This window comes from Anoxybacillus dikiliensis (assembly GCF_050613275.1).
Lineage (GTDB): Bacteria > Bacillota > Bacilli > Bacillales > Anoxybacillaceae > Anoxybacillus.
In genome coordinates this window covers 1,263,187-1,286,517 of the sequence record NZ_CP187112.1, presented here as the reverse complement: position 1 = coordinate 1,286,517, position 23,331 = coordinate 1,263,187, and the positions used below count along the sequence as shown (strand labels likewise).

24 protein-coding genes are annotated in these 23,331 nt (G+C 39.1%); 8 read left to right on the top strand and 16 right to left on the bottom strand.

Features of this window, described 5'->3' with window-relative positions; translation table 11 throughout:
- Positions 1-95 precede the first annotated feature (95 nt).
- Complete coding sequence (locus tag ACPF7I_RS06820) at positions 96-1,202, top strand: acyltransferase (protein ID WP_430744159.1); 1,107 nt, start codon at positions 96-98, stop codon at positions 1,200-1,202.
- Positions 1,203-1,299: 97 nt separating this feature from the next.
- The gene (locus ACPF7I_RS06815) at positions 1,300-2,973 is read left to right on the top strand and encodes a methyl-accepting chemotaxis protein (protein ID WP_430744160.1); all 1,674 of its coding nucleotides are present in this window, start codon (positions 1,300-1,302) and stop codon (positions 2,971-2,973) included.
- A gap of 22 nt (positions 2,974-2,995) precedes the next feature.
- On the opposite strand, the gene ACPF7I_RS06810 is transcribed toward ACPF7I_RS06815, so the two are convergent.
- Entirely contained in the window at positions 2,996-3,805 is an 810-nt protein-coding gene (locus tag ACPF7I_RS06810) for a uroporphyrinogen-III synthase (protein WP_430744161.1), read from the bottom strand.
- Between the two features lie 190 nt (positions 3,806-3,995).
- Between ACPF7I_RS06810 and ACPF7I_RS06805 the strand changes: the two genes are divergently transcribed.
- Entirely contained in the window at positions 3,996-5,303 is a 1,308-nt protein-coding gene (locus ACPF7I_RS06805; protein WP_430744162.1) for an ATP-binding protein, read from the top strand.
- A gap of 91 nt (positions 5,304-5,394) precedes the next feature.
- Here the strand turns inward: ACPF7I_RS06805 and ACPF7I_RS06800 are convergent, their stop codons facing one another.
- From ACPF7I_RS06800 to ACPF7I_RS06750, 11 genes are all read right to left on the bottom strand, one after another.
- Positions 5,395-5,835 (bottom strand): flavodoxin, encoded by a 441-nt coding sequence (locus ACPF7I_RS06800; RefSeq protein WP_430744163.1) that lies wholly within the window; start codon positions 5,833-5,835, stop codon positions 5,395-5,397.
- Between the two features lie 128 nt (positions 5,836-5,963).
- The gene (locus ACPF7I_RS06795; protein ID WP_430744164.1) at positions 5,964-7,820 is read right to left on the bottom strand and encodes a PTS fructose transporter subunit IIABC; all 1,857 of its coding nucleotides are present in this window, start codon (positions 7,818-7,820) and stop codon (positions 5,964-5,966) included.
- Positions 7,817-8,740 carry a 1-phosphofructokinase gene (gene pfkB / locus ACPF7I_RS06790; protein WP_430744165.1) on the bottom strand — a complete coding sequence of 308 codons (924 nt, stop codon included), beginning with the start codon at positions 8,738-8,740 and terminating at the stop codon, positions 7,817-7,819. The genes ACPF7I_RS06795 and pfkB overlap by 4 nt, the downstream gene beginning before the upstream one ends.
- Positions 8,737-9,489 carry a DeoR/GlpR family DNA-binding transcription regulator gene (locus tag ACPF7I_RS06785; protein ID WP_430744166.1) on the bottom strand — a complete coding sequence of 251 codons (753 nt, stop codon included), beginning with the start codon at positions 9,487-9,489 and terminating at the stop codon, positions 8,737-8,739. The genes pfkB and ACPF7I_RS06785 overlap by 4 nt, the downstream gene beginning before the upstream one ends.
- Positions 9,490-9,643: 154 nt before the next feature.
- The gene (locus tag ACPF7I_RS06780; protein ID WP_430744167.1) at positions 9,644-11,467 is read right to left on the bottom strand and encodes a bifunctional diguanylate cyclase/phosphohydrolase; all 1,824 of its coding nucleotides are present in this window, start codon (positions 11,465-11,467) and stop codon (positions 9,644-9,646) included.
- Positions 11,468-11,647: 180 nt separating this feature from the next.
- The gene (locus ACPF7I_RS06775; protein ID WP_430744168.1) at positions 11,648-12,229 is read right to left on the bottom strand and encodes a DUF5317 domain-containing protein; all 582 of its coding nucleotides are present in this window, start codon (positions 12,227-12,229) and stop codon (positions 11,648-11,650) included.
- A gap of 194 nt (positions 12,230-12,423) precedes the next feature.
- Positions 12,424-13,914 carry a glycerol kinase GlpK gene (gene glpK, locus ACPF7I_RS06770; protein ID WP_430744169.1) on the bottom strand — a complete coding sequence of 497 codons (1,491 nt, stop codon included), beginning with the start codon at positions 13,912-13,914 and terminating at the stop codon, positions 12,424-12,426.
- A 38-nt stretch (positions 13,915-13,952) separates the two neighbouring features.
- The gene (locus tag ACPF7I_RS06765; protein ID WP_430744170.1) at positions 13,953-14,780 is read right to left on the bottom strand and encodes an MIP/aquaporin family protein; all 828 of its coding nucleotides are present in this window, start codon (positions 14,778-14,780) and stop codon (positions 13,953-13,955) included.
- A gap of 162 nt (positions 14,781-14,942) precedes the next feature.
- On the bottom strand, positions 14,943-15,497 hold the full coding sequence (locus tag ACPF7I_RS06760) for a glycerol-3-phosphate responsive antiterminator (protein ID WP_430744171.1): 555 nt from the start codon (positions 15,495-15,497) through the stop codon (positions 14,943-14,945).
- Positions 15,494-15,895, bottom strand: a complete 402-nt coding sequence (locus ACPF7I_RS06755) for a secondary thiamine-phosphate synthase enzyme YjbQ (RefSeq protein WP_430745951.1) — start codon at positions 15,893-15,895, stop codon at positions 15,494-15,496. Before ACPF7I_RS06755 ends, ACPF7I_RS06760 begins: the two co-directional genes overlap by 4 nt.
- 126 nt (positions 15,896-16,021) lie before the next feature.
- On the bottom strand, positions 16,022-16,270 hold the full coding sequence (locus ACPF7I_RS06750; RefSeq protein ID WP_430744172.1) for a hypothetical protein: 249 nt from the start codon (positions 16,268-16,270) through the stop codon (positions 16,022-16,024).
- Positions 16,271-16,519: 249 nt separating this feature from the next.
- On the opposite strand from ACPF7I_RS06750, the gene cspD reads away from it, so the two are divergent.
- Together cspD and ACPF7I_RS06740 are read left to right on the top strand one after the other, a co-directional pair.
- The gene (gene cspD, locus ACPF7I_RS06745; RefSeq protein WP_003398931.1) at positions 16,520-16,720 is read left to right on the top strand and encodes a cold-shock protein CspD; all 201 of its coding nucleotides are present in this window, start codon (positions 16,520-16,522) and stop codon (positions 16,718-16,720) included.
- A gap of 112 nt (positions 16,721-16,832) precedes the next feature.
- Positions 16,833-17,111 (top strand): DUF2564 family protein, encoded by a 279-nt coding sequence (locus ACPF7I_RS06740; RefSeq protein ID WP_430744173.1) that lies wholly within the window; start codon positions 16,833-16,835, stop codon positions 17,109-17,111.
- A 158-nt stretch (positions 17,112-17,269) separates the two neighbouring features.
- Here ACPF7I_RS06740 and ACPF7I_RS06735 read toward each other — a convergent pair whose 3' ends face one another.
- Together ACPF7I_RS06735 and ACPF7I_RS06730 are read right to left on the bottom strand one after the other, a co-directional pair.
- Positions 17,270-17,461, bottom strand: a complete 192-nt coding sequence (locus ACPF7I_RS06735) for a zinc-finger domain-containing protein (RefSeq protein WP_430744174.1) — start codon at positions 17,459-17,461, stop codon at positions 17,270-17,272.
- On the bottom strand, positions 17,461-18,108 hold the full coding sequence (locus ACPF7I_RS06730; RefSeq protein WP_430744175.1) for a ribonuclease H family protein: 648 nt from the start codon (positions 18,106-18,108) through the stop codon (positions 17,461-17,463). The genes ACPF7I_RS06735 and ACPF7I_RS06730 overlap by 1 nt, the downstream gene beginning before the upstream one ends.
- 122 nt (positions 18,109-18,230) lie before the next feature.
- On the opposite strand from ACPF7I_RS06730, the gene ACPF7I_RS06725 reads away from it, so the two are divergent.
- Together ACPF7I_RS06725 and ACPF7I_RS06720 are read left to right on the top strand one after the other, a co-directional pair.
- Positions 18,231-18,914 carry a queuosine precursor transporter gene (locus ACPF7I_RS06725; RefSeq protein WP_430744176.1) on the top strand — a complete coding sequence of 228 codons (684 nt, stop codon included), beginning with the start codon at positions 18,231-18,233 and terminating at the stop codon, positions 18,912-18,914.
- Between the two features lie 60 nt (positions 18,915-18,974).
- A complete protein-coding gene (locus tag ACPF7I_RS06720) occupies positions 18,975-19,871 on the top strand; it encodes a DMT family transporter (RefSeq protein ID WP_430744177.1) in 897 nt (298 codons plus the stop codon).
- Here ACPF7I_RS06720 and ACPF7I_RS06715 read toward each other — a convergent pair.
- Positions 19,866-20,336: a divergent PAP2 family protein gene (locus ACPF7I_RS06715; RefSeq protein ID WP_430744178.1), complete on the bottom strand. Its 471-nt coding sequence runs from the start codon at positions 20,334-20,336 to the stop codon at positions 19,866-19,868. The genes ACPF7I_RS06720 and ACPF7I_RS06715 overlap by 6 nt on opposite strands.
- Positions 20,337-20,400: 64 nt before the next feature.
- Here ACPF7I_RS06715 and ACPF7I_RS06710 point away from each other — a divergent pair, with 64 nt between their 5' ends.
- Positions 20,401-20,532 (top strand): Small acid-soluble spore protein, encoded by a 132-nt coding sequence (locus tag ACPF7I_RS06710; protein ID WP_021094632.1) that lies wholly within the window; start codon positions 20,401-20,403, stop codon positions 20,530-20,532.
- Between the two features lie 24 nt (positions 20,533-20,556).
- Here ACPF7I_RS06710 and acnA read toward each other — a convergent pair whose 3' ends face one another.
- On the bottom strand, positions 20,557-23,265 hold the full coding sequence (gene acnA / locus ACPF7I_RS06705; RefSeq protein ID WP_430744179.1) for an aconitate hydratase AcnA: 2,709 nt from the start codon (positions 23,263-23,265) through the stop codon (positions 20,557-20,559).
- Positions 23,266-23,331: the final 66 nt, after the last annotated feature.

The following is a 23,331-nucleotide window of genomic DNA, read 5'->3' as shown; positions in this document are numbered from 1 at the left end:
TTTTCAATAAATGTTCACTGCTTTGGTCGACTTTGTGAAACTATTAGCATTATACTAATATATGAACAAACAGACAAATAAAGCTGGTGAGGAAAATGAAAAAAAGTACACCCGCAGAATTAACCGTTATGAAAAGTTTAGCATTTTTCGCTGTCGTTTTTCAAAGTGCATTACTATACATTATGAATCATCGCTCGCCACATCCTGAAGAAGCGATTATGATTAGCATATTGTTTCAAGTCGTCAAATTTTCCGCTCCTGTGTTCGTCTTTTTAGTCGGATTTCATATCGCACAACAAACAGATGCGGTTCATTATTCACGTTACATGTCCCATAAATGGAGAGAGCTCATTGTTCCATATATAACGTGGTCGTTTATTTATTTGATATTATTTTCTAATCATTCACATGCATTTGAAGCGGTGAAGCAGCTATTACTTGGAGAAGCAGCTCCTCATTTATGGTACGTCGTTATGATTATACAATTTCATTTGCTTATTGTCGCCATTGTTCCGTTCTTCCGATGGCTTAATGAAAAAAAATATTGGAAATTATTTATTATCGTTAGTGCGGTCACTTATATGGGCTTCATTACATTCATTTCGCCAATCGTTCAAAGCAAATCATATATACATTACGTTGACCGTACATTTTTAGCTTATTTTTTCTATTTTTGTTTAGGTAGTATGGCTGCGTACACATTGCCATCTTGGAGAAAATTTATTATTCGATCCATTCCGCTTAACACGTTTTTATTTTTATCGCTTTTTATTTTTGTTGGTTATGAGTTGTTTATATCTCAAGGTGTTTTTTCTATCGATTTAAGCGCGATTACGTATTTAAAGCCGTCGATGGTGCTATATGTTACATCAGAAATTGTTTTGTTATACGGCTTGTCAATCACTATCGTACAAACAAAATCACGACTATATACAACGTTACGGTTCGTTAGCCGATATACGTATGGGGCATATATCGGACATGTATTTTTCTTATATATGTTTGCACCGACCATTCCGACAACGATATATGCGCTGTTACAAGCGGTGATCTTGTTTTCAATTACAACCGTGGCTTCGGTCAGCATTTGTTATATGATACACGCTACACCATTTAGCTTACTTTTTATCGGTCAAGCGCGCGAACATCGGACACTTTCAATCCCAACGGTTTCAAAACTGAAAAAAGGCATCCCAAGTTAAATTTAGGGATGCCTTTTTATTTTATTTGCACACACGAAGAAATTCGAGAACACGTATGATAAAACAGACATTATCCAAAAGAAAGGAAGTGAAAAAGATGACGATAGGCAAAAAAATATTTGTCTCTTTCTTTATCGTAATCGTCGTACTCATTAGTGCGCAGCTATTGACCGTATTTCAATTCATTCGAGCCACCGACGAAGAGCGGCAAATGATTGATCGGCGTATACAAATTTTAACGTATACAAACGATTTGACGATTGCCTTTTACGAACAAAGAAAAGAAATATTGACGTACTTGCTGTTAAGGAAACAAGACCATTTAGACCATTACACGAACGCTCGCTCACGCTTTTACGAGACTTATAACAATATAGAGAAAATTGTAAAGACAGAAGAAACGAAAAATATTTTTACAAACATGCGCCAAATTGAACTACAATACTTCGACTTCGTTCAACAATTTGTTCGTGCGCAAACGGAAGAAGAACAATCAGCTATTTATCAAAATTTATCAAAAATAGGAAATGATTTTATAAGTAGCGCTGAGAAAATGATTGCAAAACAGAAAGAGTTGCTTGCTAAAGATCGACAGTTATTAGAACAAGACGTCGAGCGAACGATCATCTTTTCCTTCACACTTAGCCTCATTTTATCAGCAGGAGTCCTTTGTATTACATGGTTCATCAGCCGTCAAATTTCTAAACCGATCTATCTCGTTTCTGATGAGCTAAAGCGCGTAGCAAAACAAGATTTATCTTCTCCTCCTTTAGCCGTTCAAACAAAAGACGAAACGAAGCATATGGTACAATCCATTAATCACATGAAAGCAAAATTAAAAGAAACGATTCAAATGATGAAAGACATATCTTTTCAAATCGCATCGCAAGCAGAGCAATTTGCAGCCAGCGCAGAACAAAGTACACAATCAGCAGAAAAAGCAGCAGAAATGGCGGAACTCACATATGCAGAAGCACAGAAACAGCTACACATGTTGCAACAATCTGATTTGTCATTACGCGAACTAGCAATAGGAATGAATCAAATCGCAGAAAGTAGCGAGGACTTACTGATGTCAGCCGAGCGGGCGCATGACTCTGTCAATAAAGGAAAACGCGCCATTGAAACAATTTCCTCACAGGCGAATGAAGTGCGCACTGCGATGTTTACAACGAAAACGCTTGTTGAATCGTTAGAACGCCATTCAGAAAAAATTGGAAAAATTACAAACGTCATCACAACGATTGCTGAACAAACAAATTTGCTTGCGCTAAATGCTGCGATTGAGGCGGCGCGCGCTGGCGATCATGGCAAAGGATTCGCTGTTGTCGCCGATGAGGTTCGTAAACTATCTGAGCAGTCAAAAGAAGCGGCAAAGGAAATCGAAACAATGCTAGATAGAATAAAAATGGAAACAAAAAAAGTAGCGCAAGCGATGGAACAAAATACAAGAAAACTCGTTGAGGGCGAAACATATTACGACACCGCAGAACGCTCATTTCGTGCAATTGACGAATCTGTAGAACAAGTGTTTTCTAAAGTGCAAACGACATCGGCAGCTATTGAGCAAATGACCGCTATTTCCAATGAAATAACCCAAACAATGAATCAACTGAAGCAACTTTCTGAGCAAGTGATGCAAAAAAGCAAAGAAAGTACAGTCACAGTTGAAGAACAACTCGCAATGAACGAACAAATCTCTTCTGCTGCTCAAACGCTTGCCAAACTCGGCGAGCAGCTCCGCACAACGGTTGAGTCATTTCGCATGTAGACGTGCATAGATGTATGCACGTCTACTTCTTGTCAAAATATCTCGCTAATTCAACAATCATCGCCCCCATCCGTTCGTGAGCTGGAGCAATGACATGCACAATCCCTTCCTCGCCCAACGCTTCTTTCGTTACTTTTCCTACCGCAACAGCCACAACGTCACCGTCAAATGCTCGTTTTATTTCTTGTGCATATCCCCCTTCGTTCACAAACGAAAAGAAAAAGCGTACTTGAATCGCTGATGTAAAACAAACTGCTTGTACAGATCGAGAAATAATTTCGTCAACAAGCTGTTTCATTACATGAGGCGCAGGTGGAGTATGGAGATACGGCCATATCTCTTGATATAAAGCTCCTCGTTTAGTTAAAAATTGTTGCAATGACGGAGCTGAATCTCCATAAAGCTGAACAACAACATGTTTACCTGTCCAATCCACTTCTTCCAGCACATGAACAAGACCTTTTGTCGTTCCATCGTCTGTAGTTATGTGTGGGTTTATGCCGTATGTACGTAGGACGTTCGTCGTTTTATACCCACGCACCGCCACATGCGCTTGACGAATGGCTTGAAGAAATATTTCTCCTACTCCCCACTCGGCTGCTTTTTTCATTAATGTGTCAACACCCATTCCTGTCGTAAAAATAAACCAATCGACTGGCTCATTGACAATTCGATAAAGTTGTTGTTTTAGTTCCTCATTAAAAAACATCGTTCCTTGGGCAGGCCGTGAAATTGGAATGCCCCCTTGTTTGGAAATGAGTACACTCATTTCCTCTATTTTACGTGAGGCACATAGTGCAATCTTTTTATTCGTTAACGCTTTCTCAACCATTCTCTCATCTCCTTTTCTCCCCATCAAATCACATAAAGATGCGAAATAGCGCAAATTTTGTAGAAACGTGACATAAAGCATCGAACAGTTACATATTCACACGATAACTAAATTCGCCTACAATGTAAAGAGACGATTCGACTAAAATATTCAAATTATTCGAAATATATGTCGAAAGGAGTAGCTTTATATGCCCTCGTTAATTAAAGAAATATTGCTAAATTTATTTTTTATTATATTAGCGTTATTGATCGTTCCCATCTGGCTTGAAGAACGTCGTATATCCGATCGCTTAAAAGCCATTTTAAAAACGCTTTCAGTTGGCATATGTATTGTCTTTTGTATGACGTTCCCTATTCAAACAGCAAACGGGTTCATTTTTGATTTACGGCAGGTGGCGATTTGGATTGGCGGCTTGTACGGCGGGGCGTTCTCTATCCTTTTTCTTGCGATGATCACTATGATTTATCGGATGATTATTGGCGGAACAGAAGGTATTATTGTTACAATGATCGTCACGACAACTCAACTTATCGTCTGTTTATTTTTTTATAAAAAATTCCAAACGCATCTATCTTCCAAACAACGAATTACCACCATTACTGCTCTATCAGTTGGAACAGCTGTTCTAACAATCGTATTATCTCGTATATGGATGAATGATGAGCAACAGCTTATCCATGTGCTTTCGACATATTTCCCAGCTCAACCACTTACAGCATTTTTAGGTTCCTATATTACCGAGACGATTCAAAAACATAGCGATCTTCGTCGTCGCATTGTTCGTGCCGAAAAGATGGAAGTTGTCGGCCATTTAGCCGCTTCGATTTCGCATGAAGTGCGCAACCCATTAACTGTATCTCGAGGATTTATGCAATTGTTGTTACAAAGTGAACGAATGAATTATAAAGATAAACAATACATTCAAATCGCAATTGAAGAAATTGATCGCGCAGAAGCGATTATTACAGATTATTTAACATTTGCCAAACCAGCTCCAGAACATGTCGAAAAGTTAAATGTAAAAACCGAAATTGAGCGTGTAATTGATATTTTACGCCCTCTCGCCAATATGAACAGCATTGAAATCCAAACGTCTCTTGTGCCATTTGCAGTGAAAGGGGAACGCCAAAAATTTCAGCAATGTTTATTGAACGTCATGAAAAATGCTATTGAAGCTATGCCAAATGGGGGTACATTACGTATTAACGTATCGATCGATAAAGATTACGTGCTTATTCATATTGGTGATACAGGGGTTGGCATGACAAAAGAACAAATTGAACGTTTAGGGGAACCTTATTTTACAACGAAAGGAACAAAAGGAACAGGTCTTGGAATGATGGTTGTTTATCGCATTGTTGAGACAATGAAAGGCGATTTATTTATTCATAGTGAAGTTGGAGAAGGAACAGACGTATATATGTATTTTCCATCTTATTATCAATCAGATGTCGAGAAATTTTCACGAAAAAACGAAAAAGCGATCCCAATTTGAACAAGTTATTTATTGACTTGTTCTTTTTTATTTTATTGATTATTTAGAACATAGTTTAATTAGTAAAAAAGGTCGTACGTAAAACGACCTTTTATAACTGTTTAGAAAATTCTCTACCAAACGCAATGCATAACTGTTTATCTTCATCTGTTGGCGTCAATTCGATCTTCAATCCTTCGAGAACAACTTCAGCCCCTCGTTCTTGCAGTTTTTCGATTAAAATATCAACCGCCGCACCATATTTTTCATAACTTGAGTCGCATGAGCCGAAAACAGCCGCTTTTTTCCCTGCTAAGTCCACGTCATCCAATTCATCATAAAAATCTAAAAAATCATCTGGCAATTCACCATCTCCCCATGTATACGCTCCAAGCAAAATACCGTCATACTGCTCAAGTTCTGTTGCTGTAGCATCTAACACTTCTTTGACATCCAACTCAACTCCTTGTTCACGTACGCCTTGAGCAATCGCTTCTGCCATTTCTTCTGTATTTCCTGTCATGCTTGTAAATACCATGATTACCTTTGCCATCAGTAATCCCCCTATAAATATAATTGATAATAATTTTCAACAATTATATATTAAATGATAATGATTATCTTTGTCAAATATATTTAGTAAAAAACGCGCGATTTTTCTCATCGCGCGCTCATAATCTATTATTCTTTCACTTCTTTTTTCCATAGTCCAACCATTAACGCAGTCACAAGTGAACCGATGAAAATGGCAAGCACATATAACAATGGATTCCCTTTTACAATCGGAATAACGAAAATGCCGCCATGTGGTGCTGGAAGTCCTATACCAAACATCATTGTCAATGCTCCTGCAATGGCTGAACCAACGATGATGGAAGGAATGACACGTCCTGGATCAGCTGCGGCAAAAGGAATGGCCCCTTCTGTAATAAACGAAGCACCCATAATATAGCACGTTTTCCCTGCTTCTCGCTCAGCTTTCGTAAATTTCTTTTTAAATAATGTTGTTGCAAGTGCTAATCCTAAAGGAGGCACCATTCCACCTGCCATAATAGCTGCATGTGGTGCGTAATTTCCAGCATCAATCATCGCAATGCCAAACGTAAACGCTGCTTTATTAATCGGTCCACCCATATCAACCGCCATCATACCACCGAGGATAAGACCAAGCAAAACAAGGTTGCCTGTTCCCATATTTTCAAGCCATGTTTTCATTCCTTCATTTAACGCTTTTACTGGATCAATAACGACATACATCATAATAAATCCTGTAAGTAGTATACCGAATAACGGATAAAGAAGAACAGGTTTAATTCCTTCGAGTGATTGTGGCAAACGACTAAACCATTTTTTTAACGCTACAACAAGATATCCTGCTAAAAAGCCAGCAATTAATCCACCTAAAAAGCCTGCACCGCCATTTGCTGCCATAAACCCACCGACCATCCCTGGCGCAAATCCTGGACGGTCCGCAATGCTCATTGCAATGAAGCCAGCCAACACAGGAATCATGAGTGCGAAGGCACTGCCGCCACCAATGTCCATCAACGCTTTGGCGATTGGATGGAACGACGGATCGTTCGGATCAAACGCCTTAATACCGAAAATAAACGAAATTGCGATTAAAATACCGCCACCAACAACGAACGGAAGCATATTCGATACGCCATTCATTAAATGTTTATAAAATCCTGTTCGTTCTTTTGATGCATACGAACGCTGTCCACCACTTGCGCGATAAATTGGAGCCTCTTGTTTTAATGCCTGATCAATGAGTTGCTCTGGTTTACGAATCGCATCGGCAACAGGTACTTGGATGACATGTTTTCCATCAAATCGATCCATCTCTACTTGCTTATCTGCCGCAACGATAATGGCGACCGCTTCTTCAATTTCTTGTTGTGTTAACTCGTTTTTCACACCACTTGAACCGTTTGTTTCTACTTTTATATCTACTCCCATTTCTTTTGCTTTTGCCTTTAAGGCGTCAGCAGCCATATACGTATGCGCAATTCCTGTCGGACAAGCTGTAACAGCTAACACTCTTTTCTTTCCATATCGTTGTTGTTCTTCTGTCACCATTTCTCCCTCCTTTTCTTGAATCGCCTGAATAATCTGTTGTTTTGTCGAAGCGTTTTCAATTTTTGAACGAAACGATGCATCCATTAACAATGTCGACAAACGAGATAACGCTTCTAAATGTGTGTTATTCGCTCCTTCAGGTGCGGCAATCATAAAAAACAAATGGCTTCGTTTTCCGTCTAACGCATCGTAATCAATTCCTTCTTTTGAACGTCCAAAAACAACGGCTGGAGTGCGCACCGCTTTCGTTTTTGCGTGAGGGATAGCGATTCCTTCGCCAATCCCTGTTGTGCTTTGCGCTTCACGGGCAAAAATCGCTTCAATAAACGTTTGACGATTGTTTAATTTTCCTGTCTTCTCAAGAACGTCTACTAATTCTTCAATCACTTCTTTTTTTGTTCGCGCTTTCAAATCAAGGACAATCGTATCCTCTGTCAACAAATCTGTTATTCTCATACAAGCTCCTCCGTTCGCATGATTTTTACTTCATCTAATAAGCGATGAACCTCTTCTTCTGTGCATAAATCTTCAGAAAATGCTGTTGCACTTCCCGCGGCGACACTATAACGAAACGCTTCTTCAAGCGATGCTTCGTTCACATATGCAGCTAAAAAGCCCGCTACCATCGAATCACCGGCACCAACCGAATTTTTTACTATTCCTTTTGGAGCTTGAGCGACTAATATCACATCTTTATGAAACAAAATGGCCCCATCCCCAGCAAGTGAAACAATAACGTGCTGGACACCATTGTTAATCAGTTTTTTACCGTATTCCATCATTTGATGACGACTATGAATACTGACTCCGAACAATTCTCCAAGCTCCATTTGGTTTGGTTTAAGTAAAAACGGCTCGTATGCAACAGCTTGTTTCAATGCGTTTCCGCTCGTATCAACAACAACAGCTACCCGTTGCTTTTTTGCTTCTTCAATCATCCTTATATAAAAAGCATCGTCAACAGACGGCGGAAGACTTCCACCTAGTACGAGAATATCGCCTTTTTTTAGTTGTTTTATTTTAGCGATCAGCGCTTCTTTATGTTCGTCACTAATCGCAGGCCCTTCACCATTAATTTCAGTTTCTTTTTCCCCTTTTAATTTAATGTTTAATCTCGTCTGTCCTGCTACGGTAATAAAATCTGTTAAAATATGCTCCCGTTTTAATTCATCAGAAATAAATTGCCCTGTAAATCCTCCGACAAAACCGAGTGCAACGTTATGGACATTTAATCGTTTCAATACACGCGATACGTTAATTCCTTTCCCACCAGGGAAGTATGCTGTTTTTGTTGCACGATTTAATTGTCCTATCTCGATCTGTTGTGCTTCAACAATATAATCAACGGAAGGATTTAATGTACATGTATAAATCATGCTTTCACAACCTCTACTGTCGTTTTTGCTTCGTACATTGCTAGCAACTCTTCATCTGTTTCATTCGTAATCATCGTTGCCTCTTGTAATGGTGCAATTTGGGCAAACGTACTTTCGTTTAATTTTGAGTGATCAGCTAATACAAAAGCTTGTTGTGATAAATGAATAGCGGTTTGTTTTATAAGCGCTTCTTCCGGATCGGGAGTTGTATAACCAAAATCAATATGAACCCCGTTTACACCGATAAAACATTTGTCAAAACTATACTGTTGCAACGAGTGAATAGCTCCTCGACCAATTAACGCATTCGTTTTTTTCTTAATGAGTCCGCCAACGAGATACGTTGGAATGTCTTTTTCTAACAGCGCTTCAATGTGCATAATACCGTTTGTTACGACGACGATATCTTTCGCTTCAATATAAGGGATCATCTGCCATGTCGTTGTTCCTGCATCCAAATAAATGCAGTCCCCGTCTTGAATCAAGCTTGCGGCATATTTTCCAATGAGCTGTTTTTCATGAATGTTTTTCGTCGATTTTTCAAAAACGCTCAACTCTTCTCTTTTTTGCTGTAATAACGCCGCACCACCATGGACACGCTTTAGCTTTTTTTGTTTTTCTAGTTGACTTAAATCGCGCCGAATTGTTGATTCTGAACATTGTGTCGCTTCAACAAATTCATGCAACTTTACAACTTCTTTTTCTTGCAACAACTGTAAAATAACACGATGTCGTTCCGGTGTTAACAACTCTACACCCCCTTATTTTAAATCGCTTACATCTTTATCATATCGGACTATAGGTAAAAAATCAATCAAATTCAATCAATTTAAATCAAAAATAATCATATTATTTCACAATCCATTCAAAAACAATCATATTTCAGAAAAATAAAAAACTGCCTCATGTAGAGACAGTTTTATTGGTGATTTTCTCGGGATAATATTCTTCAATCATTTGGATAAATGGCTCGACATATTGAGGATCAAATTGCGTACCAGAACAGCGTCGCAATTCAATAATCGCTTCGGAGAATGTTTTTGTTCGTTGATACGGGCGGTCTGTCGTCATCGCATCGAATGAGTCGATAATACACAAAATACGAGCTAATTTTGGTATTTCCTCTCCTTTTAGCCCATAAGGATAACCTCGTCCATCGTAACGCTCATGATGAAGTTCAACAAGTGGAATCACTTCTTCAAAACGACCATCGGAGAGAACAATCTCTTTCCCCCATATGACGTGTTTTTTCATTATTTCCCATTCATCTGGATCCAGTTTGCTTGTTTTATTAATAATATCGCGGGAAACTTCAATTTTCCCAATATCATGAACAAGTGCCCCTAAAACGAGAGTTCGTTTCTCTTCTTCTGTAAGAGGAAGACGATCACTAAATTCCATTGCATATGTAAATACACGTTTACTATGACGGTATGTATACACGTCTTTATAAAGCAACAGTTTCAACTGCTCTTCAATCGCATCTAAGTCTTCTTTAAATTTCAATGCATCACGGGATATTCTTTTCGCATCGTACAGTTGTACGTTATTTTTCCCTTGTGCCTTTGAATAATAAAGTGCCTGGTCTGCTTTATGTAACAGTTCACTTTCTTCATACATATCTGATTCATATTCAGCAATTCCACATGAAAACGAAATACAACGATAAGGAAGGCGCTCCACTCCACCAAATGGTGTATCGTTTAGCTTTTTTCGTAATCCATCCATGAAAGCTGCTGCCTCATGCTTTGATGTTTTCGGTAAAATGATCGCAAACTCTTCTCCTCCGTATCGCGCAACTGTAAAACCACGCTCTTTCGTTTCATTTTTTAAATATTCCCCAACAAATTTTAACAACCGATCGCCTTGCACATGACCATGATAATCATTATATTTTTTAAAATCATCTAAATCTAAAAAAGCGAGCGAAAGCTGATCACCTGCTTTTTTTGTCTCCTGAAATAGTTCCTTTAAGTAATCTTTAAAATATCCGTGGTTATATAAGCCGGTGAGGTAATCTTTATTTGCTTGATTGGACATTTCTTGATACCACTCAAGCACTTTGCCAAATGTAATAGATAACAAAACAACTAAAACTGTAAATAAAAATAACCCAAAAAAGCCTTCGCTATCGATCAAAATAATAAGCACTAAAGAAAGAAGAAGGGTGACGAAATAAGCAAAAAACACTTCTTTTAGGAGGCCTAGGTTAAATACGGTACTAAACTTTGACCTACCAATCGAATAAAACACAATTAAAATTAATATGTTAATGGAAAAATATACAGTTAAACTGCATATATAGGGATATAAACCTTCTGAAACATTGTCACCTATTTCCCCCCCGAAGAACAAAAAAGAAAAAAACGCTGAAATCATCATCGCTAAATACATCGAAAAATTCAAAAGATGAGCCCATAGAGGAATGTTCCTATTGTATACAATCCTAATCAAAGAGAAGAGCAAGAAGCTCCAAAGTGCTACAGAAGGGCCGAAATGTAGTGCTGCAGCTAAAAAGATAGCAGAGTCCATAGAAAAAGTGTTTTTATTTTCAATAACTTGTATCTCAAAATGAGTTAAAAGGAACGCTGCAATAGCTAAAAAATAAATCCATACCCATTCATCAATAATGGGAAGTTGAATATAGGAACGAAACAATACACTGCCCAGCAAACAGGAAAATAAAGCTAAAACATAAATGAATACCTTTGATCGAGTTGTTACCATATGTTAATCACTCACCCTAAATCCATAATCAACTCAAAACATTAAAAATAAAGGGAGTAGTCCTCCCTTTCTAATTCACTTATACCCCAATTATTCTAATCCCCGAAGTCAACGCAACAACAACAGAGCCAATAACAAGTAAGTTAATGAGTACGTTTTTTACGCGTGCGTTCATGTTTTTCACCTCCCTTCATGTGTAGGTTGAAGAGAATCTGTTTGCTTTTCTTTCATCATTAAGTATTGAATAAATAAAAAGACACCGATATTCATCACCACATCGCCAATACTAATCACTTTTGCTCGTGGATAAGGTGGTGCTAGCGGAATAATGTCCCCTAGAAAAGGAAAAATCGTGTCAGCAGTAATAGCTGTATGCTTTCCATAGAGCCCCGTTTTCAAAAGCTCAATATACTCCTGTCCTAAAACAGCTTGTGTCGCTTCAAGTGAAACAGGCATTCTACCACCATTTAAAGCAATAACAACGAAATTCAAAAGCACACCAGCAAAAATCGTTTTCATCCCTGGATAATGACGATTAAGCCAAATGAATGTTAATCCAACGATGTAAACAATAATAAACGTGATATTGCTTATATTCGCTAAAATAGTGATACGATCCTGTAACAAGAAAAAAATCCATTGCACAAGCAGTAAGATTGGAAAAACCCAACCTCCTCTTAACTTCAAAGTTGCGATGCCTTTGAAATTACCTCCGCGAAATAAGCCAATGAGAATCCCCAAAACAATTCCATCGTATACCATATAGCCCTCACATTTCTTCAGTCAACAAAATTTTTTTCTTTTTGTTGATTATAATAGCACATTTTTTTCGCTATGAAAACGGTTATATTGACGAAATATTTTGTTTTTCTTTTTTTATTATTTAGAACATAGTTTTATTGAATAATGTATAATAAAAATAAAACCGACTGCCTAAAAAGCAGCCGGTTTTATTTTTATTTAAACGCTTGTGCCGCGCGCACGGCTTTTTTCCATCCATCATATAAATGTTGGCGAACATCAGTAGACATTTTCGGTTCGAAGGCGCGCTCAATATTCCACTGTTTCGCAATTTCTTCTCTGCTTTCCCAATATCCAACCGCAAGACCTGCTAAATATGCAGCACCAAGCGCTGTTGTTTCATTCACAACCGGTCTCTCGACTGGTACGCCAAGAATATCGCTTTGAAATTGCATTAAAAAGTTGTTTTTCACTGCTCCGCCGTCTACACGCAACGTTTTTAACGTAATACCTGCATCCGCTTCCATGGCTGTTAATACATCTTTCGTTTGGTATGCAAGCGACTCAAGTGTTGCACGAATGAAATGTTCTTTCGTTGTTCCACGCGTTAAACCAAATACAGCACCTCGTACGTCGCTATCCCAATACGGTGTCCCAAGGCCTACAAACGCTGGCACAACATATACCCCATCCGTCGAGTGTACTTTTACTGCATATACTTCGCTATCTTTTGCTTCCTTAATCATTCGTAATCCGTCACGTAGCCATTGAATGGCAGACCCCGCAACGAAAATGCTTCCTTCTAGCGCATATTCGACTTTTCCATCAATTCCCCATGCAATCGTCGTTAACAAACCGTGATTCGATTGCACGGCTTTTTCCCCTGTATTCATCAACATAAAACAACCTGTTCCATACGTGTTTTTCGCCATCCCTTCTTCAAAGCACGCTTGCCCAAACAAAGCTGCCTGTTGATCCCCTGCAATTCCAGCGATCGGTACTTCTTGTCCGAAGAAATGGTACGGTGCCGTATGTGCATAAATTTCTGAAGATGGTCGAACATCTGGCAACATCACTTTCGGCACTTGTAAAATGTCTAGTAACTCATCATCCCATTTTTGGTCATAAATGTTGAACATTAACGTTCTTGACGCATTAGAGTAATCAGTTACATGTACTTTTCCGCCAGACAGTTTCCAAGTAAGCCACGTGTCAATTGTTCCAAACAACAAATCCCCACGTTCTGCCTTTTCGCGCGCCCCCGCAACATGGTCTAAAATCCATTTCACTTTCGTTCCTGAAAAGTAAGCATCAATGAGCAAACCTGTTTTTTTATGAAATACATCATTATATCCATCCTGTTTCAATTGTTCACAAATTTGTGCTGTTTGGCGTGATTGCCATACAATCGCGTTATAAATCGGCTGGCCTGTTTGCTTATCCCACACGACTGTCGTTTCACGCTGGTTTGTTATACCGATGGCAGCAACTTGTTTCGGCTCAACAGCTGCTTCTGATAATACTGTTGCAATAACAGCTAAAATTGATCCCCAAATTTCATTTGGATTATGTTCAACCCATCCTGGTTGGGGAAAATATTGTGTAAATTCTTTTTGAGCAATGTGCACAACTTCCCCTTTTTGATTAAACAAAATGGCACGTGAACTCGTCGTTCCTTGATCAAGAGCTAAAATGTACTTATCCATACTTCTTTCTCCTCTCCTTAATTTTCTTCTACTAATGACTATATAGTTACTTTACTTCTAACTTGCGCATTGTCATCCTTTCTCTGTTCTACTAAAAAAGCCATCGTTAAAATAGCTGCTGTTAAGACAAGAACATACCAGAACGATTGTGTCACCTGACCTTTAAACACCGCTTTATAAAAAAGTCCACCTAGTGAACCACCTAACAAAGGTCCAATAACTGGGATCCAAGCATAACCCCAATTAGATTTACCCTTACCGGGTATAGGTAATATAAAGTGAGCAATTCTTGGTCCTAAATCCCTTGCTGGGTTAATTGCATACCCAGTGGTTCCTCCCAGAGAAAGACCTATACTGACTATAAAAAATCCAACAATCAATGGATTCAAACCTTCCGTAAACTTATTAGCTCCGATTGCTAAAATTCCAAGAATTAAAATAAATGTCCCTAATATTTCACTAAGTAAATTCGCAAAACGATGCGGAATTGCTGGACCCGTAGAAAATACACCGAGTTTCACATTTGGATCTTCTGTTTCTTTCCAATGTGGTAAATAGTATAAAAATACAAATATTGCACCAATCATTGCGCCAATCATTTGAGCTAAAACATACTCAGGAACTTGGTTCCATGGGAAATCTCCATTAAATGCTAACCCTAATGTAACAGCAGGGTTTAAATGAGCTCCACTATATTGTCCGACTACATATACCGCAATGGCTACTCCGAGTCCCCACCCCATTGCTATCACAATCCAACCGCCATTCTGAGCAAATGACTTCTTCAAACTAACTGCTGCACAAACCCCTCCTCCAAAAATAATTAATAGTGCTGTTCCTAAAACTTCGGCTATAAATGGTGTCATAGCCTCTCCTCCCCTTTGCTATTTTTTTGACGGAAACAAAAAGACCCACACATATCCCGCGAACATGGAACATGCGTGAGTCTCCTTTTCTCCGTCACAAAGTTAATTAACTTACTTACAAGTCTAATGAATGTTGAAAGCGGTGTCAATAGTTTTCCTTCATCATTTTGGTTCAAAATATCGCCAAAGTTCGACATTGGATGTCGTTACTGCAACAGCCCCTGCGGCAAGTGCTGCTTCAACCTCTGTTTCATTTTCTATTAATCCGCCAGCGATAATGTCCTTCCCCGTTCGTTCATGAAGTTGAGAGATAACTTTCGGAACAACACCTGGCAACACTTCAATGTAGTCCGGGTTTGTTTTTTCTACGAGTTGAACGCTTCTTTCAAAGGCATTTGAATCGATAATAAATGTTCGTTGAATCGCGATCACGCCTTTTTGTTTCGCTTTCGTAATTACGCTGCTTTTTGTCGAAATCAATCCATATGGTTTGACGAGCTGACATAAAAATTCCGTCGCATATTCGTCGCTTTTTAGCCCTTGGATTAAATCGACGTGAAGAAACATTTTTTTGCCATGCTCATTTGCGTATGTATACACACTTTTCAGTATACCGATATGAATATCTAAAAATACCCCATATTCGTAATTCATTTTGATCAGTTTATCAAAATCTTTCATCGAACGTACAGCAGGCAAAATACGTTGTCCGTTCATCCTTCGATCACCTTCACATAAAATGTGCGCATTCTCGGTCCGTCAAACTCGCAAAAATAAATGCCTTGCCATGTCCCAAGAAGCAGCTGTCCTTTCGTGACAATAATATGCGCTGAGGATCCAACCGTGCTTGCTTTCATATGTGCCGCAGTATTTCCTTCACTATGCCGATCAAGCGCATGATACCATGGGTACAACTCATCAAAACGACGAATCATGTCTCGTTTCACATCTGGATCAGCATTTTCATTTATCGTAATTCCTGCCGTTGTATGCGGACAATAAACAACGGCAATCCCTTCTTGTACTCCACTTTCTGTGACAAATGATTGAACAAACGAAGTAACATCTACAAACTCATCCCTCTTCGTTGTTTGAATCGTCCATCGTTTCATCATCATATCTTCCCACCTTCATCCTCATATATTTATGATCATACATATTTTCACAGTTCTTTTCCATAAAAAAATTTATGAATAACGAAATAACACCTATCATAGTTAAAGCCCAGGATGATCTGGGCTTTAATCATATACATGTTGAGAAGGAATGATATAATCTACCGAAATCACAGGCAAATCATGCTGTTCAACGGAGGCGACAATTAAACCTTGTTTGCTGACAATACCAAATTGTTCTTTCTGTTTTTCAAATGCTGCTTCGCTAAATGCTAACACCGTTTGATATAGCTTTTCTTGATCGACTTTTTGCTTTCGTACATGACTGCTTAACTTAATGATGACTTCTTTTCCACAAATTTGCCCACGATACATGCCGCTCACTCCCTTTTTATACTCCTTACTGTTAATGTTATGCACTGATTACAAAAATCCTCCTCTAAAAAAATTTTTTGAAAAAATCGCCTTTTTGTCTTGACTCTTCCTTGTCATTCGTGTATATTCTAATTATCATCTAACTGAATATATGTCCTGCACCGATTGGTTGCTGTGGATATATTCCGTTATATGAAAAATTTTTTCATTAGCCTATTTGGCTAAAAGGTATTAGGAGGATTCAGTATTATGCAAAACGGTAAAGTAAAATGGTTTAACAACGAAAAAGGTTACGGATTCATCGAAGTTGAAGGCGGAGACGATGTATTCGTACACTTCACAGCAATCCAAGGTGAAGGCTACAAAACGTTAGAAGAAGGTCAAGCAGTTTCTTTTGAAATCGTTCAAGGAAACCGTGGCCCTCAAGCTGCAAATGTAGTGAAATTATAATCGTCTGAGATGATTCATATATAGCTCGACGAAAAGACCAGCAAACGCTGGTCTTTTTTCATTACATACTCCCCTCCTTTCACACAAATACTACAAACGAGGAGGGATAGCAATGACACAAAATCCAAAAAAACCGCATCTTCAGTCCAATAGCGTATTTACAGAAATCGAACATGCGCATTTAGCAGTTGAGTCAGCAAAAAAAATGGTTGCAGCAGCAACGATGAGCCTAGACGAACAAGCTTTCACACACGCAAAACAAGCAATCGAAAATGCAAAAGAGGCGATCGCTCGTGTCAAGACGAACACGGAAGATCCGTTATTGTTACAATGCGAGAAAGAGCTAACAAATGCCCATCACCAACTATTAGAAACGTTGAACCATATGTAGCAATAGGGGCTGACTCAAAAGCCCCCTTCTGATGAAATTTCACCGAAGTATGTGAAATAGACCACCTCTGAAACCCTTGATTTTACTAGGTTTTAGTGATGGTCTATTTTTCTATTTTCACCCAGATAGGAGCATTACCGCTCTTTTTGGTCAGCTCCTTATTGCACGTTCTGTTTAACAAGTAACTTGCCACATTGCTGAATTTTCCACCCTATTGTACACGTTTGAATACAAAACGATTGTGCATATGATTTTCCTCTTTCTTTCCGAAGAGTACTTTTTACAAAACATCCTTCACAATACGTATCTAACAGTTCGTTTAGTTGAAGCAACACATCTTTCCGCTTCATCACCCACGCTCCAGTTGTATTGTACTTCTAATTATCGTTCCATGAAGTGCTTGTGTCGCTAATTGATCCGCTTCACCATTTTGCTTTCTACCAATTGGTTCATAAATTGGTGAAATACAAAGCTTCTTCATTTTTTGCTCAATTCGCTCAATCCATCTCCCTTCTTCTGAAAATACAGGCCATTCATCCGATAATTGATGAAATACGACATGTGCATCTCCGCGAAAAACAACGGGTAAATGATGAACACCAAGATGTTCAAGCTGTTCGAGTAGAAAATAGAATGCTGCATACTCCGCTTCATTATTTGACTGCAATTCATCTAACTGCGCATTTGCACGTATACGAAATGAATCGCCGTTTTGTTTATAATAAATAACAATGCCAACTCCCGCTTTTTTTGATTGACGATCAAAACCACCATCAAAGTAGGCAACAATATCATGTGGCTCCATTTCGATTTCTTTCATTAACTTGATTAGCTCTTTCTTCGTCCATGCCACATTACGTGTATCATAAAATAAAAGTTGTTTTACTCTTCCTGTTTTCTCTATATCTTCTGCAAAAGATAAAGCCTCCTCCACTTCCATTTCTTTTGATGTCCATACCATTTCCTTTTTTTTCGGTGTTACATATGTCCACTCCATAAACACCTTCATATCGCTCACCTTTTCTTTTTGATTTTATTATAACAGTTTAGACAAAAAATGATCTCAATTGTATAATATCCTTTGTGTCTTTATACTTTCATACATGAGGAGGGATCACGATGTTCAATGAAATACTCGGTCTTTTTTCTGCCATCATTACATTTTCACTTGTATTGCTCATTTATCGTTTCTTTGGTCGCTCAGGTTTATTCGTCTGGATCGGCTTTTCTACTGTTGTTGCTAATTTACAAGTCGTTAAAACGGTTGAATTGCTTGGCATGACAGCTACACTTGGAAACGTCATGTATGGAACTGCATTTTTAGTAACGGATATTTTAAGTGAAAAATATGGAAAAAAAGAGGCGCAGAAAGCCGTTTGGCTTGGCTTTTTCACGCTCATTTCTTTAACGGTCGTGATGCAAATTGCCCTATTATTTAAACCACACTCAAGCGACTTTGCTCAACCAGCGTTAGAAACGATTTTCGGTTTATTACCACGCATCGCACTTGGAAGTTTGCTTGCTTTTTTCATTAGCCAGTCGCTTGATGTTCACTTATTTCATTGGTTTAAAAAGAAATTTCCGCATGATTCTCAACTTTGGATTCGCAATAACGGAAGCACGATGATTAGCCAATTGATCGATACGCTCGTTTTCACATCAATCGCGTTTCTCGGTGTATTCCCATTTCATGATTGGCTACAAATTTTTATTACGACATATGTATTAAAATGGATTGTCGCAATGTTAGATACACCGTTCGTATATATCGCAAAAAAAATATCCCCAAAATATATGGAATGATGGTAAAATGTTGTATGAGACTTCGGTCTTATACAACATTTTTTTGTAAAGGAGCGGAATATGAAGTATAAAGCAGATATAAGTTTATTGTTTGTTGCTTTCGTTTGGGGCGCTACGTTTGTCGTCGTTCAAAACGCCATTGCTTTTTTGCCCCCATTGTTATTTAATGGCGTACGTTTTGCGATGGCAAGTATATTGCTATGGATTTGGGTATTTATCTTTGAACGAAAACCGCTAGATAAGCAGCTTATACGCGCTGGATTTATTCTTGGCATTTGGTTATGCCTTGGGTATACTCTTCAAACGATCGGCTTATTGTATACTACTTCATCAAAAGCGGGATTCATTACTGGATTAAATGTTGTTCTCGTTCCTTTTCTTTCATTTATGATTTTGAAACAAAAACCTTCACTTAATGCTGTCATTGGAAGTGTATTAGCTGCATGTGGGCTATATTTCTTGACTGTAAGCGGAGATATGTCAATGAACAAAGGTGATCTCTTCGTCTTTTTATGTGCGATTGCTTTTGCTTTACATATCGTTTCAACAAGCATTTATGCGAAAAAATTTTCAGTCGTCCTACTTACAATCGTTCAAGTCCAGACCGTATCTATTGTTTGTTTTATATGTTCATATTTGTTCGAAGATTGGTCCGTTATTCCGCTCTCCACTTTTTTAAAATTTGATGTATGGATGGCTTTACTCATCACCGCACTGTTCGCAACAACGATTGCTTTCTTTATTCAAACGCATTTTCAACAATATGCATCTCCAACACGTGTTGCTTTAATTTTCGCTTTAGAACCTGTTTTTGCTGCTTTGACTGCGTATATATGGAATGATGAGCGTCTCCAACAGGCCGCTTTATTTGGGGCTTCACTCATTTTATTGGGAATGATTTTGTCTGAACTTCCTCAACATATATGGCAAAGGAAAAAGAGCGCTCGCCTCTTATAGCGAGCGCCTTCGTCTGCCAATTACATATGATAATCCACCTGTAACGATGCCGAGAAGTGCCCCACCAACCACTTCAATCGGTTGATGACCGAGTCGCTCGCGCAACAATTCTTTCCTCCGATCAATTGTTCCATCGTTTTGGTCACCGTTTAGTCGCTTTATTTCCTCTGTTAACTCATTTACGCGTATGGCTAGCTCTCCTGCTTGATGACGCACCCCTTGCGCGTCGTACATAACAATTAGGCCAAAGATGGCTGCAAGGGCAAAATCTATGCTATGCACTCCCCTTTTTAAAGCAACATATGTGGCAAGTGAAGCAACCCCTGCGGAATGGGAACTTGGCATACCACCTGTTTCAAAAAAGAGTGACCAATCCCATTTTTTCGTTTTTCTTTTCGCCAATGGAATTTTTAAAAATTGGGCTAACGCAATTGTACATAATGCTGTTTGAATGGCTCGATTCATATCCTTGCCTCCTTGTATATATTTTTCGAAAAGGGGGATACAATATGCACAGGAGGTGGACGTAATGAGCAAAAATAATGGAAGAAATCGCGGCCAGAACGCTCCAAGCGTCAATCCACAAGGATATGATGCTACATTTACACCCGAGCCAAAAAGTGCATTAGAAAATGCGGCGAAAAAAACGAACAAAAAATAAAGAAGAGAGCGGTCTGCTCTCTTCTTATCGTTTTAATTTTTCACGTAATACCATCGGTAAAATACCGCCATGGCGATAGTAGTCAATTTCTACTTCGCTATCAAAACGTACAAGCACTTCAAATTCCTTTTTGTTTCCTTGCTCGTCTGTCGCTGTTACTTTTACATAATCGCGCGGTTTTACATGTTCATCGATGTGCACTTCAAACACTTCTTTACCCGTTAATCCAAGCGTTTCCGCATTTTCCCCTTCTTTAAATTGAAGTGGCAACACGCCCATAAGCACAAGGTTGGAACGATGAATACGCTCAAAGCTTTCAGCGATGACTGTTTTAATGCCAAGTAAATATGTTCCTTTTGCTGCCCAGTCGCGTGAACTTCCCATACCGTAATCTTTTCCTGCAATGACAACAAGACCTGTACCATCTTGCTTATACTTCATGCAAGCATCGTAAATCGACATGACTTCGCCTGTTGGCCAATATGTCGTATAGCCGCCTTCTGTACCCGGTGCAATCTGGTTACGAATACGAATGTTAGCAAACGTACCTCGCATCATAACCTCGTGATTACCACGACGAGAACCGTACGAGTTAAAATCTTTCGGATCGACACCTTTAGAAATTAAGTATTGTCCTGCTGGTGTATTTACACCGATCGATCCAGCTGGTGAAATATGGTCTGTTGTAACAGAGTCGCCAAATTTACCAACTACTCGTAATCCAGTAAGTGGTTTTACTTCCTCCACTTCTGGCGATAATCCTTCAAAGAATGGTGGGTTTTGGATATACGTTGAATGTTCATCCCATTGATAAAGTGGCTCGTCCGTCGTTTCAATCGCATTCCAACGAGCGTTATCGTCGAATACCCGCTCGTATTCTTTGCGGAACAATTCTGGTGTCACCGCTTTTTTCACGACTTCCTTCACTTCTTCTGTAGACGGCCAAATATCATTAAAGTACACATCATTTCCGTTTTGGTCTTTACCGATTGGCTCATTTAATAAATCGATATCAACCGTTCCAGCAAGTGCATATGCCACAACGAGCGGTGGTGATGCTAAATAGTTACCTTTGACGAGCGGATGAATGCGTCCTTCAAAGTTTCGGTTCCCCGATAATACACTCGTCACAAGCAAATCATTTTCCGCAATTGCTTTTTCAAGCTCTGGAGCAAGCGGGCCAGAGTTACCGATACATGTCGTACAACCGTAACCAACGATATTAAAGCCAATTTGCTCTAGGTAAGGGAGAAGACCTGAATCTTTTAAATATCCTGTGACGACTTTTGAACCAGGTGCAAGCGATGTTTTTACGTATTTTGGTACTTTCAATCCTTTTTCCACCGCTTTTTTCGCTACTAAGCCTGCACCGATTAACACGTATGGGTTAGACGTGTTTGTACAGCTTGTAATTGCAGCAATCGCAATCGCACCTGTTTTCATTTTTACTTCTTCGCCGTTTAACGTAACTGTCATCTCTTTATCAAAATCCGCTTCTGTCAAACCAAAACCTTGGTTTCCTTGTGGAGAAACGACAGCTTGGCGGAACGATTCTTTCATTTTTGAAAGCGGAATTAAATCTTGTGGACGCTTTGGTCCAGAAAGATTTGGTTCAATTTCTGATAAGTTAATTTCAACAACATCTGTAAATACAGGCTCCTGCGCATCTGGTGTATAGAACAAACCGTTAGCTTTGCAATATGCTTCAACAACTTGAACATGCTGCTCATCACGGCCTGTTAAACGCAAGTAATCAAGCGCTTCTGCATCGACTGGGAAGAAGCCGCACGTTGCACCGTACTCAGGCGCCATGTTTGCTACTGTGGCACGGTCAGCTAACGGCAATGTTGCCACACCTGGACCGAAAAACTCAACAAACTTGCCGACGACCCCTTTTTTCCGAAGTACTTGTGTCACTTTTAACGCAAGATCTGTTGCTGTTGTACCGTTCGGTAACTTCCCTGTTAAACGTACACCGATGACTTCTGGTACCGGGAAGTATGAAGGTTGTCCAAGCATACCTGCTTCCGCTTCAATACCACCAACACCCCAACCGAGTACGCCAATGCCGTTAATCATTGTCGTGTGAGAGTCTGTACCTACAAGCGTGTCCGGGAACGCTTCATATTCACCGTTTTCTCCTTCAACGACATGAACAACATTTGCTAAATACTCTAAGTTTACTTGATGCACAATACCTGTTGCTGGTGGAACAGCACGATAATTACTGAACGCTTTTTGTGCCCATTTCAAAAACTTGTAACGTTCTGCATTGCGCTCAAACTCTAAATTCATGTTATATTCGAGCGCATCTTCTGTTCCAGCTTTATCAACTTGAACAGAGTGGTCAATAACGAGATCAACAGGAATTTCGGGGTTGATTTCATACGGATCTCCACCAATGTCCGCCATCGCTTTACGCATCGAAGCTAAATCAACGACAGCAGGAACACCTGTAAAGTCTTGCAAAATAACGCGAGATGGTTTAAATGGAACATCTACATCTTTTAGTTCGCTCGTTCCCCATTTCGCTAAATTTTCAACGTGCTCTTTCGTAATGACACGCCCATCAACTTGACGAAGTACCGATTCAAGAAGTACTTTAATCGAATACGGAAGACGTGATACGTTTCCAACTCCTGCTTCTTCCAGCGCTTGCAAGCGATAGTAATGATATGTTTTTCCGTTTACTTCAAATGTAGAACGCGCTTGAAATACATCATTTTTCACCATTATGTATTACCCCCTTCTAACAAGTCATCTTCTCCCAAACCCACAAAATTCCTACGCTTTTATCTT